Raw genomic sequence first — 17,627 nt, 5'->3', positions numbered from 1 at the left:
TTTGAGAGTTATTAAACATTGCGTCATTCCTTTTAATTTATGTTATCATTTATTCCACCAGCTGTAACTATTCAGCGATTAGATTTACGGGCTCTCAATAATCCCGCGCTTACAGCGCATGATGCCTACGTGATTCGCTGAATAGTTACCACCAGCCTGCTTTGGGTAATTATTTTTAACTTACGAATGACGGGATTATCGTTATTTTTATTATCTTTGCCATTCCTTCATACAACCTTCGGCGAAATACAGGAAAGCAGGTATGCGCCTGCTCAACGAGCACCGGAAAAAGATGAATTCCATGGGCTATGGCACATGGAAGAACATAGTAGAGGAAAGCCTCGTCAGGGTGTCGGTAATCAGATATCTCATTGACCATGGATACAGAGATGAGGACATACGAAAGGAAATAGAAATTGAGCACAAATACTATGGATTCGTGTGGCTTCCAACAGACATAGAATGGTACAAAGGCAGTCCTTTGTCTTTGTTTGAGGACTAAGGTTGAAGGACTAAGGACTAAGGTCTATGAGGTAATTATCGCCCTGTAAGGGGCAAAAGAACATAGCCCAGGGTAGAGCGAAGCGGCACCCTGGGTTATTGCATGTAGATGATGGTCGCCCTGCTAAGGGCAAAAGCGTAGATTATGGCAGGACAGATAACGCTTTTGCGCTTACAGCGCGCATTGATTATAATCCCTTATACCCAGGGCGCCGCTTCGCTCTACCCTGGGCTATGCGCTTCTGCGCTTACAGCGCGTGCTGGACAATGTCACAGAAATAAGGTTGAATGTCAAAGGTCTTAGGTTGAAGGACTTTGCTTACTGAATGTTGGGGACGCATTTTGGCGTCCATATATTGTATTGTGGATGATTAGTATGTTTCCGTCATTCCAATACAAAGCTAATTTATTGCAAATAGATGTGAATTAATTTTGTGTTGTCTCGAAATTGCACTAAATTTGCCCAATGATATGGGAATATTATATATAGTACCTACTCCGGTAGGCAATATGGAGGATATGACGCTGCGCGCCATCCGCATCCTGAAGGAAGCGGACGTGGTGCTTGCAGAAGATACCCGAACAACAGGAATACTGCTCAAGCACTTCGATATACACAACCATCTGATGTCGCATCACAAGTTCAACGAGCATGGCACATCGGCGGCCGTCGTGGAGAGGCTGAAGGCCGGGCAGACAGTTGCATTGGTGAGCGACGCAGGCACACCGGGCATTAGCGACCCGGGTTTTTTCCTGGTGCGCGAGGCTGCCAAGGCCGGCATAACTGTACAGACGTTGCCAGGGGCTACGGCCTGTATCCCGGCAATAGTCAACTCTGGCCTTCCGTGTGACAGGTTCTGCTTCGAGGGGTTCCTGCCACAGAAGAAGGGACGTAAGACAAGGCTTGAGAGCCTGGCCGAGGAAACGAGGACAATGGTTTTCTACGAGTCACCATATCGTTTAGTGAAGACACTTGTGCAGCTGGCTGAGGCCTTTGGCGGGGATAGGCAAGCATGTGTGTGCCGTGAGATTTCGAAGATGTTCGAGGAGAGCGTCCGTGGAACTCTCAGTGAGCTTGCCGACCATTTCGCACAGACAGCCCCGAAGGGCGAGATAGTAGTGGTAGTGGCAGGAAGAAGTGGCAAAGACGTATCTGCACCTGCACGAGGACAGGCAGAGAACAAATAAAGGAAGAAACAAAATAATAAAGAAAGCGAATATGAGAAAGCTATTTTTTTTGGTCATGGCAGGCGCATTGGTCCTGACAGGCTGCAACGACAAGAAGAGCACCCAGTCATTGGAGTCTCTGGCACAGGCTGATAGCCTGAGGAAAATCATTGAACAGCGTGACAACGAGATCAATGACATGATGGGCACCCTCAACGAGATACAGGAGGGACTAAGGGAAATAACCGAGGCTGAGAATAGGGTGAGCATAGTCAAGGATGGCGAGGGCTCGAACAAAGCCCAGCAGATTAAGGAGAACGTCAGCTTCATCTCAAACAGGATGAAGCAGAACAGGGAATTGATAAAGAAACTGCAGAAACAGCTCAGGGAAAGCTCATACAAGGGTGACGAGCTGAAGAAGACAGTGGAGAACCTCATCCAACAGCTGGATGAGAAAGACCAGCAGCTTCAGCAGCTTCGTGCGGAACTTGACGCAAAGGACATTCATATCACTGAACTTGACGAGACGGTGAACAATCTTAACACGTCTGTGTCCAACCTCAAGAGCGAGAGCGCATCGAAGTCGCAGACCATCAGCGACCAGGATAAACAGCTCAATACGGCGTGGTTCGTATTCGGTACCAAGAAGGAACTGAAGAACCAGCACATCCTGGAGGACGGCAAGGTTTTGCAGGCTAATTTCAACAAGAGCTACTTTACGAAGATTGACATAAGGGTAGACAAGGAGATAAAACTCTACTCCAAGTCCGCTAAGATATTGACCACACATCCGTCGAGCAGCTACACCCTTGCACAGGATGCCAAGAAACAGTATGTGCTGAGGATTACCAATCCGCAAATCTTCTGGAGTACAAGTAAGTATCTTGTGGTACTTGTTAAGTAGACAGTCTCAAAAACAAAGATACCTTCGTGAGCTCACGAAGGTATCTTCATTATAAAGGTTTTTTTGTGCCTTTTCCAGCAAACGTTTGCAAGTATGGTTGCAAAGCTTTGCATGGGCGATTGCAAAGCTTTGCGTTGGCAGATGCAAAGCTTTGCGTCTGGGATGGTCAAAAACTCCTGATTGTGTTGCTATTTGTCAAACAGCTCCTCCATCGTGATAGGTATCGGTGATATTTCTGAATACATATTCTCATGGAGTCCGTACGTTGTAACAAGGCTTACTTGCACACCACCTTTATGCCCTGTCTCCTTCTGGAAGGTTTCCATTCGACGGACAATGTTTCTATACTCTTTCTCATCAAGAGTATAATCGTCCTTGGAGTATTTCATTTCACAGATAGTCACAATACTGTCAGCACGATCTATAACCAGGTCAATCTGAACGGCAGGTTGACTGTTCTGACTGCGCCATGCATAGTATTCATGTCTTATGGCATCAAGACGTAAACCATGTATAATCTGCCTTACATGCCATAGGCACACACGTTCAAAAGTTAGTCCATACCAATTGTTTTGCTCTGGAGTACCGAGTGTGTTGCGCCAAAAATGTTCATCTGTCACTCTGCGAGTGCCAAATCGATAGTGGAATAGAGAAAAGAAATCGACCAGCTGATAGATGCCATTTTTTTGTAATGTGCCGTTATTATATCTGCGTACAAAGTCACAATGCTCCAGGTCATCCAACATATCACTAAGATGACCATTATCTGGAATCTTCAATTCATTTACTATTTCTGTTCGAGTGTATCCGTCACGATGTGTACTGAGCAAGCGAACAATTTCCATGTAAGACTCAGCATTCTTAAACAAAGAGTTGAAGAGCCTTTGATATTCATTTTCCAATTCTGGCTCAGCGGAAAAGAAAAGCGTATCTATGTTGTCTGGAACATTCTTCTTTGGGTCAAGCAAACTCAAATAATAAGGAACACCACCAAGGACCATGTACGCCTGTAACACTGCAATTCTTGGCCAGCGGAATTTTCTGCTTTTGAGATATTCTTCTGTTTGCCCAAGAGAGAACGGACGGAGATGCATAGTGTGAGTAGCACGTTTATGGAGTCCTGCTTTATTATTAACAATATTACGCATCATCCATGATGTAGCAGAGCCGCATACAACAAAATATATGTTGTCAATCCATGACGCACGGCTATTCCAGAACAAGTCTAATGCTTGTAGAAATCCTGAGCGATGAGTGTCAAAACACGGCAGTTCGTCTATGAACACAACCAACCGACGTTTGCGATTCCTGTTCTTGCGTTCTAACAACTCTGCAAGTTGAGTAAAAGCCTCAATCCACGAAGTTGCCTTATTTCCTTTGTGACCATATCGCACCAACGCATTGTGGAAAGCCTCCATTTCCGTTTCCCGCGAACCGTCAATGACCCCTGTAGCATAAAAGTCAAACTGATCCTTAAAGAAACTCCGAATTAGGAAGGTCTTGCCAACACGACGTCGACCATACAATGCAATAAATTCACTCTTCCCCGACTCCATATAGTCAGCGAGTTTACCAAATTCCGCTTCTCTTCCAATAATCTTTTCCATCTGCTTCAACTCAAGTTGTTATATCCAGGCAGGAATGATAGAATAATCCACATCATGCCTAATTTGCTGTTTCAAAGATACAAATAATAATTGGAATCAAAAATATTTCGGGCGGAAACTTGAGATTTTTTAATGTTTCCGCCCGAAATAAGACCTCAAAAGTAGCATTTATATTGCTTCCATCATCTTATATACCTTTGAATTTCAAGTAATAATTCAAAGGTCACGTACTTATGACTTATTATTAGCTTTTGAAAATAATCAATAGCATAGAGATTTAATTATTGAATACGGGCGGAAACTGCGATTATTTGCATATTCCCGCCCAAGATATGACAGAATAGCCAAGCAATGACAAGGAGAGCACCCAGTCATTGGAGTCTCTGGCACAGGCTGATAGCCTGAGGAAAATCATTGAACAGCGTGACAACGAGATCAATGACATGATGGGCACTCCAAGTCCGCTAAGATATTGACCACACATCCGTCGAGCAGCTACACCCTTGCACAGGATGCCAAGAAACAGTATGTGCTGAGGATTACCAATCCGCAAATCTTCTGGAGTACAAGTAAGTATCTTGTGGTACTTGTAAAGTAGACAGTCTCAAAAACAAAGATACCTTCGTGAGCTCACGAAGGTATCTTCATTACAAAGGTTTTTTTGTGCCTTTTCCAGCAAACGTTTGCAAGTATGGTTGCAAAGCTTTGCGTGGGCGGTTGCAAAGCTTTGCGTGGGCGGTTGCAAAGCTTTGCGTGGGCGGTTGCAAAGCTTTGCGTTGGCAGATGCAAAGCTTTGCGTCTGGGATGGTCAAAAACTGCTCACCCTCCGGGGCACTGTAGCCCATAGGAAATTTCCTGTATTTAGAGCCTTATAACTAACCATAACTTACTATGACCAACTAAACATAAAGCCTTGATTTTCGATACTATTTGATTTTTAACACTTTCTGAAAGGCGAGTTCCTTGCTTACTTCAAGAATGTGGCAGACAAGAAGAACTCTAAGTGGCAACACGTCTATATGCACTTTCATACCTTCACGCAAGGCAAGTGTACCTTTGGGGAGATAAACGTGGACTTGTGCAACAGATTTCGTGAGTATCTGCTGACAGCACCACAGGGACTGCATAAGAACAGAAAGCTACATATAAACTCAGTAGCCAACTACTGGTCACCCGACGACAAACCGAACGCAATCAAACTTGCTTGAATTGCCGAGGTGCGAAGGAGGAAACCGAAAGGTAACTTTCCGTGCTTTGTTACATACAGCCTATCGTGACCATAAGATAAAGGAGAACCCGAACGGTTTCTTGGAACGTATCGAGACAATCCCGACTGACAAGGAGCATCTTTCACAGGACGAGGTTATCCGCTTGGTTCTAATTATTTTCAGGAAACAATACTACCCCGACTCTCATCTTCGTTCCGCAATGTAAACAAGAGCAGATACTACATTTTTCTTCTTCGCTCGATGGATGGCACAATCTTTCCGTTCCACCTTTTGAAGTCCACATAATCACGATAGATGTTTCTGTTACCATTTCGCATCTTGGCATACATCCAGCTTTTCATCACCTTACCACACCCGACATTGTAGGCAAGCGCAGCCAAAAACAAGGAATCACGACCAAATCCACGGAACATGGCGCATAGCTTTCTGAGGTCAGAGCGCAGCAAGGCATCGGCTTGCCGCTCCGTCATTCTTGAATGATAATTAAATTTTGGGTCGAATACTTTTATAAAATTCTTTTTTTTCTTTAGCTGATGCAGTTCCAAATTTGTTTAGAACTTCTTTGTAAAGTTCAGGATGTCTATAGAGAGTTAATGGCCATCTCCTATACATATTATCAATATTCCACATTGAAAATGATCTATGTGTAGGATTTGCCTTATCAAGAAAACGCATAAAGGAGAATTTTATGCCTTTCTTGTCAGTTGTTAGGCTATGGTTCTTATCTGAGACTTTACGAATAATCTCCGTATTAAAATATTTTAAATCTTTGAAGATCAAAATTTCATTTGCATTATTGATAATAATTCTATTCAATAAAGATACGTCTTCTTTGTTTATGTAAATATTCCATGATTTTCTATTACCTATTTTATAGACTTCGCTGTCATAGAACATTATTGCATGATTGGGAGAAAATGGCATAAATATACATATCCCTTTGTTTTCTAATGTCATTTTGTTTCTTGAACCACATATTTCAAAGAATGGATTCATAATACAAACAGGATTGTCCGATGTTATAAAACTAATTGGAAGATTGTCTTGGATATTTAATATCTTACATCTAAGATCCATACAAGCAGGCAACATTGTCAAAGACATAGCCAACGAAACTGGTGCTGGGTAATCAAAACGAAAACATAAATGCTCGTATGTACCGTGTGTCTTATTGAATAAGTCTAAGCAAGAATTATTAATCTCAGATTGAAGTTCATTTGCTTTTGATAAAGTTCTTCCTCTTTGTGTTAAAGTGAAAATTAAAGCATTAAGATGATGTATAATACTCATCTGCTTTTCACTTCCATTAATGAACGATCTAAATGCTTCTATGCCAAACTTTTCTATCTCACTAATCTGCTTCTCTATTTCTATGTCTTTTGAGTAAAAATAGTTTTGACTAGCCGTATTACGTATAGGTGAAGATGCTATAATTTTTTTTCTTTTTATATTATAGATAGAAACATTCTTTCCGTCTTCAGAAAAGAACTTCATATAAGATTGTGGTATGTAATGATGATTTTTGTTTGCTGGCATTTTTCTATAGCTTAATCTGTGTTAGAATTTTAAGCAAATTTTAATGCTAAACTTAATTCAAATATTCTACGATTTATTGCACTATCGGACTTTTTTTATTTTGAGGAAATGCGATATTAAGTAATAGATGATTTCGCAGATAATTATAAACAGAGTTATTACCTTTGAAAAGTGCAGTTCTACCATTATAACATTTTGCAATGTCTAAAGCTTGCTCCTTTGTATAACTATGTCTCTTTCTTTCCATGTGCCCAAGACAAAGAATTTGAAATTCCTTTCCTCTTTTACATATTGCAGCATATAAATTTGGATGTTCTGTTTTAAAGTCCTTTAGCACATCATAATTCTTGCTCATCTCTATACAGAATGCATCACTTATTCTTTTGTGATTTTCTGGACGTCTCATATGTTTCGTCGCTTCAGCAAATAATCCTCTCTTTCGGGCTGCATTATATGCACCAGGATCGCTTTGTCTCCAAGCTATAATTGACGGATGCTTACTTGCACTTTCAAGAATTTCTTGGTTTGTCCGTTTAGGACGGCAGGCATATTTCATATGTGCAAAACACTTTTCTGCCCAACCTTCCTTACTTATGATTATTGCATACGCACCAGCATGGGCTTTTTTAAACTGTCCTCTTGTATCGTAATCGGAGGCTAATTTTATATATTCTTCTAATGATTTTCCTTTGGGAGGATTGGGTAATAAAGAATTTTTTAGTTCTTCATAAATTCCTAATCGTATAGCAGCGTTCATCATTGCCCTGTTTCTTTCTGCAAACTCTTGTTGATATTTTAGAGTATTAACAAAATCTCTAATTTCTTGCTCAGTATATGGTTTACTTACCCCTCTTGTAAGATTTAGACAAAGTTCCTCGTATATTCCCATAGCTTTTGCTGCGTTGATGGCAGAAGGACATTTCTTGTAAACTTCATGTATTGTTTTGCATTCTTCAAAACAGGTTCTAATATGTTCTTCAGACCATGTTGTCCTTTCCTTAGGCAATATTAGCTCAATTTCCTTATTCCATTTCCTCTTTAATGCAAAAGCATATGCTCCAGGAAACTTCTCACGAAATTCTAAATAAGAAGAACATACATTTACACATTCAAATATAGCCTTCTTTGTCCATTTGTATGAACATGTACCTAATTCTCCTCCTTTGGAACTATTGAGCATTATCCAATTTTGAGAATATTCCTTTATATATCTTTTTTCTTCTATTTTTGCTTCAGCTTCTGGAACGTAATCTGTCAATTGAACAAAATTAGGCTGCAAATTAGAAGCGACAGAATGTAGATAAATGGGAGAAGGCTTTTCCGCTCTTTTATTCATATGGCGTTGCCATCTGTCTGCTGTATTCCAAGTAAGACCAACATAAGCATATCCGTCATCAAATGTGGCTACATAAACACATCTTTTCTTTAGATTTCCTTTATGTTGCATTTTACTACAAACTTCGTCAAGAACTCCATGTTTATACGCCCATTGGTAAGCCCAGTTTGATTTTGTTTGAAAATCAGACCTATATTTATATTTACTTGCTTCTTTCTGTACCTCATCGAAAGTCCTTTTAGGGTTTAAACTTGTAATATGACGCATTGCAATATCCTGTATTTTTCTATGCCGTATGGCACTGTATAGCCATCTTGGGATATCTTTACTGTATTGATAATGCTTGCACAACTTAATCAAGTCTTTATCAGAGTACAGTTTGAGATTATGTCTATCATTCTTTGACTCTAAGGATTGTGTCATTGTTTTACTTTTACGATTGTTACAAATTTAAGAATTGTAATAACTTTTTTACAAAGATACAAAATAATCCAGACTTTATATATCGATATTAAAAAAATATTTTCATTTGCAACAAATAAACTTGAGTCGGATCTTAAATACATGGAACCTGAACTTTGTCATATTTACAAGAAACCTATAATAAAATAGGAAAGATAGATATTTGTAGAAAAAAAGTTCCCTATTCAGATTTGAATAAGGAACGTATTAACTATTTATCGAAGTAAGACTTTTGTTGTGCAACCATCAACTTTCACTATTACAAAATTCTCATTAGTACTAAAAGTCGCCACTCCACCATTTATTTTACCTTTGTCTATTAATATGCCTAAAGCATTAAACAAAAGAACCTTACTATGTTCTGTACCTTTTACCCAAACTGTATTTCCATTAGTCATTACAGAAAAAGGAGCTTTCACTATAGTTTTATTGATTCCTGTTATGTCATCCATTTCGGATATATCCCAAAAATTTTTCCAAGGCTCTACACTTTTATAAATGGAAAGAGTTCCCTTTGGTACGAGTACTTTAATATCCATATATCCACTATAAGAATATGATGGAGCCTTGGGTGGGTTGGTACAATACAGAGTTATGCTATCCAATCCTCCATTGATAACAGGAATTTGTGTTACATTTGGACCAACAGACAATTTTGTTATACCCCAGAAGACTTTTTGAGTAGATGTACCACTGTAATCAAAAGCTTCAATATTTCTACCTAAATGTAATGAAATATTATCAACAACTTGGCTAAATACTCCAGTATGCATTTTTAGAATATTTTCCCCATCCTCGATTTCTATATGCTCTATGCCGCATTTGTAAAAAGCACTCTTATCTACAGACATTATATTAGAAGGTATTGTTACATTTTTCAGAGAACTGCAACCCATACAAGCGTCTCTTGGTATTTCTTTGATATTTTCGGACCATTTAATATACTTTAATTTTGTGCAGTCCATAAACAGACTTGGCGCTATCTCTTCTACAGAGTTAGGCATTATTATTTCTTCTAAACTACAACCTTCAAACGCATCCTTTATGATAGTTATGCTTGATGGAATCGTTACAGAATTTAAATCTGCACAACGATAAAAAGTAGCATCTCCAATAGCTACGACTTTAAATGTACGCCCTTTGTATTCTACAGTTTCAGGAATTACAACGTCTCCAGAATAATTGTTAAGCATTCCTGTCGTTTCAACTATCATTTTTTCTAATGATAATACATTGTAATATATATTATCAACCTTAAAATCATAAGCAGATGCATTAAATGAAAAAAATAATAGTAATAAGATAATTGGAAGTTTGTACTTCATAAGTCAAAAAAATTAAGTTAAAAATCAAAGCGTGAGACTCTACACTTGTCCGTCACTTATTCTTGGTCGTAGGAAACCATTGCTTGATGACGAACAGATAGAATCTCACGCTGAAAGTTATACGTACCCCTTAAAAGTGTGCCGATGAGGTTAATCCTCCTTGGCACACTACGAGGGTTGATTATACAACCTACCCGTGACATCTTCTCTGCTAAGCCATTGACAAGCATTTTGAATTTCCTACGTTCAGAATAATCAATGAACAAAGCGTTGATGACGCCTAATGTATGTTTGCAAACGCATTTATTGCGAATGCGCAGCAAAGTTACAAAAAAATAATAAGAATAAAGACATTATTTGTTATCGATTTCGTAAAAACTGAAATTTTAGTCCAATTATGCCATTATAATGACCAAACCATCAGCCAATATGTCAAATCCATAGTGCATGATACAAGAAACCGTGTCAACGATGGCATGAAATGTGTCGGTAAGGGTTTGTGGCATAAAAATTGTATAATTCATTATCGGAAGAAGGCAGAAACAGCGTTTCTTGCATTACTCTGCAGTTGCTGGTATATCTTCTTTTGTTAGATGGAAGGGATTATTTTTTTTCTTCCCATCTCTTGAAATTCATACAGTGGCAATAGTTGTTCCTTCTCTTATAAATAACAGTGGCATTTCATTTGAATGAAGGGTGACTTCCTTGCCTACTTCAAGAAGAAGGCAGAAGAGAAGAACACCAAGTGGGAGAACGTGTACAAGTACTTTGAGAGGTTCGTGGAAGGAAAGTGCACCTTCGGAGAGATCACCGTGGACTTCTGTGTCAAGTTCATGGAGTATCTGCAGACAACACCGCAGATACACCGCACTGTAAAGAAGCTGCACACCAATACTGCTGCAGGTTATTGGTCAACCGACGCCAAACCGAGTGCAATCAAACTCGTTTGAATTGCCGAGGTGCGAAGGAGGAAGAGTGAAACTCAACCTTCCGTGCCGTACTTCACACCGCCTATCGTGACCGCAAGATAAAGGAGAATCCGAATGGTTTCCTTGACAGAATTAATACGATATCTTTGGAGGTATTGTTGTTAAAGCATTAATCAGTGATTGACGCGCCTTCCAGTTGGCATGCATGCACAAAATGCAGGTTCACTCATAGATATATCAAATTTGTTCATCATTTCAAATACAGCTTGAATATTATCTTTTGTTTTAAAAACAAACAAATCAACGCATTCGCGGATTTCTGCTAACGTATGTTCTGATAAAAGTACTATATTTTTGTAGAGTTCTTTTTCTGCATCGCTATCAAGTACGACAAAGTCTATACGTTTTATATTTGATTCCCTTCGACAGATATTCTTGAATAGGCTTGTGAAATAGTCCATGTCAGACAAACACATTGAATGTCCATAGAATAAAATTCTCTCGGATTTATTCAATGTTTCTATCAATTCTTTAGACATGTAATTTGTATGATGAGACTTTTTGAAAAAACTTAATTCTTGCCTTATCTTGCAGTCTTGAATACCTAATATTGCATTTTTTTCTGTTAGTGTTCCATGTATGTGTTTTATTCTTGAGTTAGGAAGAGGAGTTCCTGGAAGTTTTGCTATATCTGTATAGTTAAAGGAGAAAATATTAACATGAGGATATTTACGCAAAATGCCCAACAAATGCCATGCACATGAAGTAAAAATGATGTTGTTATAATCTACTTTTTTAAGAAACTCCGCAATAGCATCTTCTAAATGCCGAAATTCTTGTTCTATCATCTCATAGTCAAAACGGTCTATGGCTTTTGTGTATTCTGCGAAATCATATATAGACGCTTCCACACCTCCCCATGTATCGATGAGACGTTGCTTGAATATGTAATCGAACAGATTCGTCTCATCAGGAGTATCTATATATTCTTTCATCCAGAATTCGAAGTCTTTACTATCTATAAAACTTTTATAGCTAGTGTTTAATCCTAAATCAAGGTCGAAACCGTTGCCAAGTATTATTGTAGTTTGTGAGAACATTGCCATTTTTTACTATTAGTTAACAAACACACTTATTGTAAATGAAAAGCACGACTTACGCCGTGCTTAAATTTCTCCGAATTAAGGGACGAAGAACCCAATGCGATTTCACAACGGGAAAAACCCTTTTTGTGATTAGCTTTCAAATTAGCAGTGCAAAGTTACATTTTTATTTTCAATTACACAAATAATCCAAATAAGAATTGTAATTTTGCAGAAATTTCAAATTAGCAAGATTATTATATGTTCATAAATAGAAAATTAGTATTGGGCCTTGACCTTGGTGTTGGTTCTATTGGATGGTGCTTGGTAAGCAAAGACTTGCAAGATAATCCACTGGAGATTGTTGCTATAGGTAGTAGAGTTGTGCCATTGAGTACAACAGAAGTCAATGATTTCAAAGTAGACAAATCGAAATCTCCTTCTCAGCAGAAAAGACTTGTAAAATCTTTTCGACGTAACATAGACCGTTATCAAATGAGGAGATATAAGTTGGTTTCCATTCTTAAGTATCTCAATATGATGCCTAACGTGGAATTGATGAAAGCTCCTTTGATTGAATTGTGGAGTTTAAGAAGTCGTGCTGCTACTGTTGGCGAAAAACTATCTTTGGAAGAATTAGGCAGAGTTCTTTTTCATATAAACCAAAAGCGTGGTCCACAATTCCGTATTGATGATAAGTCAACAGACACTGTATACAAGGAGGCTGTAAATCATCGTCATAAGGTAATTCGTGAATCAAAGCAAACTGTAGGCCAATACTTTTATTGTAAACTACAGAACTCACGCATAACAAATCCAAAAGGCAAGTCGTTTTACACATATAGAATTAAGGACAATGTATTACCTCGTGAAGCCTACGAGGAAGAATTCATGCAAATCATGGATGTCCAAATGAAATTCTATCCCGAAGTTCTGACACCTTCTATCATTTCTCGCTTATTCGATACTATTTTCTTTCAGCGAGAATTGAAGTCATGCAAGAAACTTGTTTCTGTTTGTGATATAGAAAAACGAGAATACCCTATACCTGACAAGGAGGGTCAATATAGGATAGTTGGACCTAAAGTTGCTCCCAAATCATCACCTCTATTCCAAGTGTTCAAAATATGGCAAAGCATAAGTAACATATCTTTTACTGATATTGATGGACAACGACTTTACATTAAAAAGGACGTTCGTAATAAACTATTCAATCATATACTTACAAAAGGCAAATTGAATGCGAGAGACTGTTACAATATAGTTAGTGTGTCAGATAAAGAGTTTTCTCTTGACAAACTAACCTTAGATGGAATAAAAGGAAATTTGACTCTAAACCAGATTTCTAAAGCCCTGTCTTTGTTGCCAGTTACAAAGAGAAACGAACTGCTATAGTTTGACTTAAAAGTAGAAGAACAAGTTGATACTGTAACAGGAGAGATTCATAATGTTATTTCAAACGACATGCTAAGTGAGCCTCTTTATAAACTTTGGCACACACTGTATTCTTTGAATAAAGCAGATGAAAGAAGGAAATGTCTTCAAAACAATTTTGGAATATCAGACGAACAGACGATAGATGAGTTGTGCAAGTTGAATTTCAAGAAAGATGGATACTGCAAACTATCTTCTAAAGCAATTCGTCGAATACTCCCATATTTGCAAGAAGGATACGATTATGCTCAATCATGTTTGTTAGCAGGATTCAGACATTCTGATTACGTAACTACAGAGGAAAATGAGGGCAGACCTTTGCAGACACATCTGCCTATATTGAAGAAGAATGAACTTCACCAGCCTGTGGTTGAAAAAGTCCTCAATCAAATGATTGGTATTGTCAATCGTCTAATTGAAAAATACGGTGAAATAGACGAAACACGAATAGAACTTGCGCGTGAACTTCAACGCAGTAAAAAAGAACGTGAAGACATGGACAAGCAAAATCGTGAGAATCTTAAAAGAAACGAGGAGATTGCCGAAAAGTTGAAAAAAGAAAATGGTATAAATAAGCCTACTCATAGAATGCTTATGAAATACCGTCAGTTTGAAGAAACAGGCGGCAAATGTATGTATTGTGGCGGGGATATAGATTTAAAGACATTCATGTATGGTATTGATACAGAATGGGAACATATTATACCAAAAGCATTGTTGTTTGATAATAGCTTCTCTAATTCTATCTGCGCTTGCCAGAAATGTAACAAAACAAAGAATGATAGAACAGCTTACGACTATATGCGTTCCTTGGGTACCCAAAGATTCAATGACTATAAGGAGCGTGTAAAGAAAATGTATGATGAAAAATCTATCTCACGAACAAAATATAAGAATCTTTTAGCTTCATTCGAAGACTACCAAGAACGTAAGCGAAATGGCTGCGCTACAGAAGAAGACAAGGAACTATGGGAAAATTATATTGACCGTCAAATAAGGCAGACACAATACATTTCAAGAGCAGCATTAAAGAAGTTGAAAAATGTATGCCGTAATGTATATGCTTCCAGCGGTACAGTTACAAGTTTCTTGCGTCATGGATGGGGATATGATAACATACTACATGATCTAAACCTTCCTGTATATGATGCTGCGGGAATTGGACTTACCGAAGATGTTGTTGTCAAACAAGATGGCAAAGACATTCAAGTCCATAGAATCAAAGGATGGAATAAGCGTATGGATAATAGACATCATGCCATTGATGCTCTTGTCGTTGCGTGTACAAAACAATCCATTGTACAGAGACTCAATGAATTCAATTCGTCCCGTACTGAGTTTGAAGAAGAAGTAAAGTCGGGCAAGAAGAAAAGATTCAAAAACAAGAAATCTATGTTGGAGAAATGGGTGGAAATAAATACACCTTTCTCCAAGAAAGAAGTTGCAGAGAAGGTTAGTGGTATTATGGTATCATACCGTACATCTAATAAGGTAGCTTCTTCTTCAACCAATAGATACTTATCGAACGGAAAGACCATTGTTGAAAAAGGTATAATTTCCCCGAGATTACCGTTACACGAAAGTCATTTGTATGGAAAGATAAATGGTAAAAACGTATATCGATATTCTTTATCGGAACTTTTTCTGAGAAAGAAGGATGTAAATATTGAGGATGTCTTGAAATCTATCGTTGATAAAGGTATAGTTGCTATTTTGGAAAACAGAATCAATGCCGGAATCATCAATAACGATTCAAGCAAGAAACCTTATGATGTTGACCCTGCAAAAGCTAAGGAGAATCTTGCAACTTTAGTTTCAAAACCTCCTATGCACTCTAATGGAACACCAATAAGAAGAGTGAAATGTTATGTATCCAAACCTACAATTCCTGTTCGTACTGATTCGCATGGGACTGTAACGGCTTATGCTGTTAGCGGTAATAACCATCATATTGAGTTCTATAGGAATGACAAGGGTGAATTCAAAGAATCTGTCATTTCTTATTGGCAAGCCTTTCTGCGAATAAAGAACCACCTTCCTTTGTTTGTAAACATTGATAACGCTTCAATCTTACGCAAGGCAAGTGAAGAGGGTTTTGACATAGGAGAAATACATGATTCGTCATGGAATCCTTTTCTGTGTTTAGGAAAGACTGAGCTTGTTGTAATAGGATTGAAGAAGCGGACAATTGAAAATCTCATAAAACGTGGAGATTACTCAAAAATTGCATCTCATGTATATAAAGTTTGTGGAGTTTCCCAAGGTGATTATACGTTTTGCATACATAATGAAATAAAATATGTCCCAAAAGAAAGGAACAAACCTGATGGTAGATTTATTAGAATTCAAAACATCAAATCACTGGCAAATCTTGAACTTGTCAAAGTAAAAATAAATCCTATAGGCGAAATTACTATTCTGTAAAAAGGAATTGGATTGCAACTATCAAAACAACAGAAAGTTGCAATCCAATTGTTGTAAATGATGCTAATTTGTTTGCTAATCACAACAATAATAACAACTTTAATAAACATATAGATGTTGTAAATGATGCTAATTTGTTTGCTAATCACAACTAATTGACGAGAGCCTTCATCAGTTGTGGAGTTGTAAATGATGCTAATTTGTTTGCTAATCACAACAGGTCGATATTCGCAAGTCGGTTTATGATAGTTGTAAATGATGTTAATTTGTTTGCTAATCACAACGAGCAACGGCAAGACCGATAAGACCATCCAGTTGTAAATGATGCTAATTCGTTTGCTAATCACAACATATAGCGGATGCGGAAGAAACGCTTATGATGTTTAATGAAGCCAATCTGCAAACGCTATTTATGCGAATGCGGTGCAAAGGTACTAAAAAAATATGGATTTTCAGCATGTTAAGGGCTTCGGGAGGCGAAAAAATATGAAATTTAAGGTTCATCAGAAATATGGAGTGACGCATTATTGTATATTATTCCTGAAGTAGATTATTAACCGAAGTGGGTGAAATAGTTTGCCATAGGACATGAATACGTTTGCATCCTTGATAAGGTTAATAACGGCTCAGTGGAAATAACATGGGGAAGGGGTCCTAAATGAAGGTGCCTTTTCACGCAAACGTTTGCTGGAATAGTTGCAATGCATTGCGTGGGCAGATGCAATGCATTGCGTCTATCTCTATTCTATATTGTCCACTCTAAGTGTAAGTTTGCCGGCTGGTACCCGTACTTCTACCATGTCACCAACCTTCTTGTTTAACAGAGCTTGGGCGATGGGTGATTTTATGGACAGCTTGCCCTCACGGAGGTTGGCCTCCGATGTGCTTGTAAGCGTGTATGTCATTTGCTTGCCGTTGCCGATATTGGTTATAGTGACCTTGCATAGCAGGCCTACGGTGTCACTATGAATTTTTGACTTGTCAATGACTCTTGCAAATTCCAGTACCCTCTGCTTGTAGCGTATCCTGCCAAGCAAACGTGCCTGCTCACGCTTTGCCGCGCGATACTCATAGTTCTCGCTAAGGTCGCCTTTGTCGCGCGCCTCAGCTATGGCGTCGCGAACGCGTGGCAGCTCTACGCTTTCCATGTAGCGCAGCTCTTCCATGAGCTTGTCGTAGCATTCTTGTGATATATATTCCATATAATCGGTTGGTTCTCTTAATTCCTTGTTGTAAGTTGTAATGGGTGTGGAAAGGTGTTTGCTGTGGTTCCCAAATCCGCTGCAAAGGTAATTATTTTGATTGTATTACGGTCTCGTAATCACAGTTTTTTTTGTTGGCTACCAAGAAGAACAACGGAGAGATTACGACACCGGCTTTTGCTGTTAACGGAAATGCTACGCTGACCTTCAATGCTGCAGCGCAGGAAGGTGATATCGAGACTTTAAGAAACAACAATAAGGTTTACGACTTGCAGGGTAGGGAGGTCAAGGCTCCTGGCAAGGGTATATATATTGTCAACGGAAAGAAGGTTGTTCTCACCAATGCACGCTGATAAAGGAAAATTTGGATTAAGGTCAATATATAAAAAAGGCTGTTCCGGATTGCTGGAACAGCCTTTTTTTGATACTATTAATGATTATGCAATGTCTATCTGACGTTGAATCTTCTTAGCTTCGTCTTTGGTGGCC

At 38.5% G+C, this 17,627-nt stretch carries 14 protein-coding genes, 2 pseudogenes and 1 CRISPR repeat array; of the genes and pseudogenes, 9 read left to right on the top strand and 7 right to left on the bottom strand.

Going from position 1 to position 17,627, the window contains the following annotated elements:
• Window positions 1-262 precede the first annotated feature (262 nt).
• From CIL02_RS04155 to CIL02_RS04145, 3 genes are all read left to right on the top strand, one after another.
• Window positions 263-502, top strand: coding sequence for a DUF4932 domain-containing protein (locus CIL02_RS04155; RefSeq protein ID WP_094399340.1), 240 nt, complete (start codon window positions 263-265; stop codon window positions 500-502).
• Between the two features lie 470 nt (window positions 503-972).
• Window positions 973-1,689, top strand: a complete 717-nt coding sequence (rsmI, locus tag CIL02_RS04150) for a 16S rRNA (cytidine(1402)-2'-O)-methyltransferase (RefSeq protein ID WP_094399337.1) — start codon at window positions 973-975, stop codon at window positions 1,687-1,689.
• 31 nt (window positions 1,690-1,720) lie between these two features.
• Window positions 1,721-2,572, top strand: a complete 852-nt coding sequence (locus tag CIL02_RS04145; protein ID WP_094399336.1) for a hypothetical protein — start codon at window positions 1,721-1,723, stop codon at window positions 2,570-2,572.
• A gap of 188 nt (window positions 2,573-2,760) precedes the next feature.
• On the opposite strand, the gene CIL02_RS04140 is transcribed toward CIL02_RS04145, so the two are convergent.
• A complete protein-coding gene (locus CIL02_RS04140; protein WP_094399335.1) occupies window positions 2,761-4,179 on the bottom strand; it encodes an ATP-binding protein in 1,419 nt (472 codons plus the stop codon).
• Window positions 4,180-4,651: 472 nt separating this feature from the next.
• Here CIL02_RS04140 and CIL02_RS16855 point away from each other — a divergent pair, with 472 nt between their 5' ends.
• Both CIL02_RS16855 and CIL02_RS04135 read left to right on the top strand, forming a co-directional pair.
• Window positions 4,652-4,777: a hypothetical protein gene (locus CIL02_RS16855; RefSeq protein ID WP_256387549.1), complete on the top strand. Its 126-nt coding sequence runs from the start codon at window positions 4,652-4,654 to the stop codon at window positions 4,775-4,777.
• Window positions 4,778-5,126: 349 nt separating this feature from the next.
• Window positions 5,127-5,553, top strand: a pseudogene (locus CIL02_RS04135) (phage integrase SAM-like domain-containing protein); the annotation flags it as partial.
• Between the two features lie 73 nt (window positions 5,554-5,626).
• Here CIL02_RS04135 and CIL02_RS04130 read toward each other — a convergent pair.
• The 4 genes from CIL02_RS04130 to CIL02_RS04115 all read right to left on the bottom strand — a co-directional run bounded on the left by CIL02_RS04130 (window position 5,627) and on the right by CIL02_RS04115 (window position 10,067).
• On the bottom strand, window positions 5,627-5,878 hold the full coding sequence (locus tag CIL02_RS04130) for a glycoside hydrolase family protein (RefSeq protein WP_094399333.1): 252 nt from the start codon (window positions 5,876-5,878) through the stop codon (window positions 5,627-5,629).
• Between the two features lie 13 nt (window positions 5,879-5,891).
• A complete protein-coding gene (locus tag CIL02_RS04125; RefSeq protein ID WP_094399331.1) occupies window positions 5,892-6,944 on the bottom strand; it encodes a DUF4238 domain-containing protein in 1,053 nt (350 codons plus the stop codon).
• A 73-nt stretch (window positions 6,945-7,017) separates the two neighbouring features.
• A complete protein-coding gene (locus CIL02_RS04120) occupies window positions 7,018-8,703 on the bottom strand; it encodes a GIY-YIG nuclease family protein (RefSeq protein WP_094399329.1) in 1,686 nt (561 codons plus the stop codon).
• Window positions 8,704-8,957: 254 nt separating this feature from the next.
• Window positions 8,958-10,067 (bottom strand): leucine-rich repeat domain-containing protein, encoded by a 1,110-nt coding sequence (locus tag CIL02_RS04115; RefSeq protein ID WP_094399327.1) that lies wholly within the window; start codon window positions 10,065-10,067, stop codon window positions 8,958-8,960.
• Window positions 10,068-10,756: 689 nt separating this feature from the next.
• On the opposite strand from CIL02_RS04115, the pseudogene CIL02_RS04105 reads away from it, so the two are divergent.
• Window positions 10,757-11,139: pseudogene (locus CIL02_RS04105) on the top strand (phage integrase SAM-like domain-containing protein); the annotation flags it as partial.
• Between the two features lie 30 nt (window positions 11,140-11,169).
• On the opposite strand, the gene CIL02_RS04100 reads toward CIL02_RS04105, so the two are convergent.
• A complete protein-coding gene (locus CIL02_RS04100; RefSeq protein ID WP_094399323.1) occupies window positions 11,170-12,102 on the bottom strand; it encodes an AbiH family protein in 933 nt (310 codons plus the stop codon).
• Window positions 12,103-12,339: 237 nt separating this feature from the next.
• On the opposite strand from CIL02_RS04100, the gene cas9 (CIL02_RS04095) reads away from it, so the two are divergent.
• Together cas9 (CIL02_RS04095) and cas9 (CIL02_RS04090) are read left to right on the top strand one after the other, a co-directional pair.
• Window positions 12,340-13,473, top strand: a complete 1,134-nt coding sequence (gene cas9 / locus CIL02_RS04095; RefSeq protein WP_094399321.1) for a type II CRISPR RNA-guided endonuclease Cas9 — start codon at window positions 12,340-12,342, stop codon at window positions 13,471-13,473.
• A gap of 69 nt (window positions 13,474-13,542) precedes the next feature.
• Window positions 13,543-15,936, top strand: coding sequence for a type II CRISPR RNA-guided endonuclease Cas9 (gene cas9, locus CIL02_RS04090; protein WP_094399319.1), 2,394 nt, complete (start codon window positions 13,543-13,545; stop codon window positions 15,934-15,936).
• 50 nt (window positions 15,937-15,986) lie between these two features.
• Window positions 15,987-16,286: a CRISPR direct-repeat array (repeat unit 36 nt; unit sequence GTTGTAAATGATGCTAATTTGTTTGCTAATCACAAC).
• A 390-nt stretch (window positions 16,287-16,676) separates the two neighbouring features.
• On the opposite strand, the gene greA is transcribed toward cas9 (CIL02_RS04090), so the two are convergent.
• Window positions 16,677-17,138 carry a transcription elongation factor GreA gene (greA, locus tag CIL02_RS04085; RefSeq protein ID WP_094399080.1) on the bottom strand — a complete coding sequence of 154 codons (462 nt, stop codon included), beginning with the start codon at window positions 17,136-17,138 and terminating at the stop codon, window positions 16,677-16,679.
• Between the two features lie 134 nt (window positions 17,139-17,272).
• Between greA and CIL02_RS04080 the strand changes: the two genes are divergently transcribed.
• Window positions 17,273-17,491 (top strand): hypothetical protein, encoded by a 219-nt coding sequence (locus CIL02_RS04080; protein ID WP_094399317.1) that lies wholly within the window; start codon window positions 17,273-17,275, stop codon window positions 17,489-17,491.
• The last annotated feature ends 136 nt before the right edge of the window (window positions 17,492-17,627 follow it).

It is taken from the genome of Prevotella sp. P3-122 (assembly GCF_002251365.1).
In the GTDB taxonomy this organism is placed as follows: domain Bacteria; phylum Bacteroidota; class Bacteroidia; order Bacteroidales; family Bacteroidaceae; genus Prevotella.
Note: the sequence above shows the minus strand (reverse complement) of the source record. Positions and strands in the feature narration are given on the sequence as shown.

Bases quoted from the DNA above. Each gene is read 5' to 3' on its own strand.
- CIL02_RS04155 (WP_094399340.1), top strand. From the start codon at position 263: ATGCGCCTGCTCAACGAGCACCGGAAAAAGATGAATTCCATGGGCTAT.
- rsmI (WP_094399337.1), top strand. From the start codon at position 973: ATGGGAATATTATATATAGTACCTACTCCGGTAGGCAATATGGAGGAT.
- CIL02_RS04145 (WP_094399336.1), top strand. From the start codon at position 1,721: ATGAGAAAGCTATTTTTTTTGGTCATGGCAGGCGCATTGGTCCTGACA.
- CIL02_RS04140 (WP_094399335.1), bottom strand. From the start codon at position 4,179: ATGGAAAAGATTATTGGAAGAGAAGCGGAATTTGGTAAACTCGCTGAC.
- CIL02_RS04130 (WP_094399333.1), bottom strand. From the start codon at position 5,878: ATGACGGAGCGGCAAGCCGATGCCTTGCTGCGCTCTGACCTCAGAAAG.
- CIL02_RS04125 (WP_094399331.1), bottom strand. From the start codon at position 6,944: ATGCCAGCAAACAAAAATCATCATTACATACCACAATCTTATATGAAG.
- CIL02_RS04120 (WP_094399329.1), bottom strand. From the start codon at position 8,703: ATGACACAATCCTTAGAGTCAAAGAATGATAGACATAATCTCAAACTG.
- CIL02_RS04115 (WP_094399327.1), bottom strand. From the start codon at position 10,067: ATGAAGTACAAACTTCCAATTATCTTATTACTATTATTTTTTTCATTT.
- CIL02_RS04100 (WP_094399323.1), bottom strand. From the start codon at position 12,102: ATGGCAATGTTCTCACAAACTACAATAATACTTGGCAACGGTTTCGAC.
- cas9 (WP_094399321.1), top strand. From the start codon at position 12,340: ATGTTCATAAATAGAAAATTAGTATTGGGCCTTGACCTTGGTGTTGGT.
- cas9 (WP_094399319.1), top strand. From the start codon at position 13,543: ATGCTAAGTGAGCCTCTTTATAAACTTTGGCACACACTGTATTCTTTG.
- greA (WP_094399080.1), bottom strand. From the start codon at position 17,138: ATGGAATATATATCACAAGAATGCTACGACAAGCTCATGGAAGAGCTG.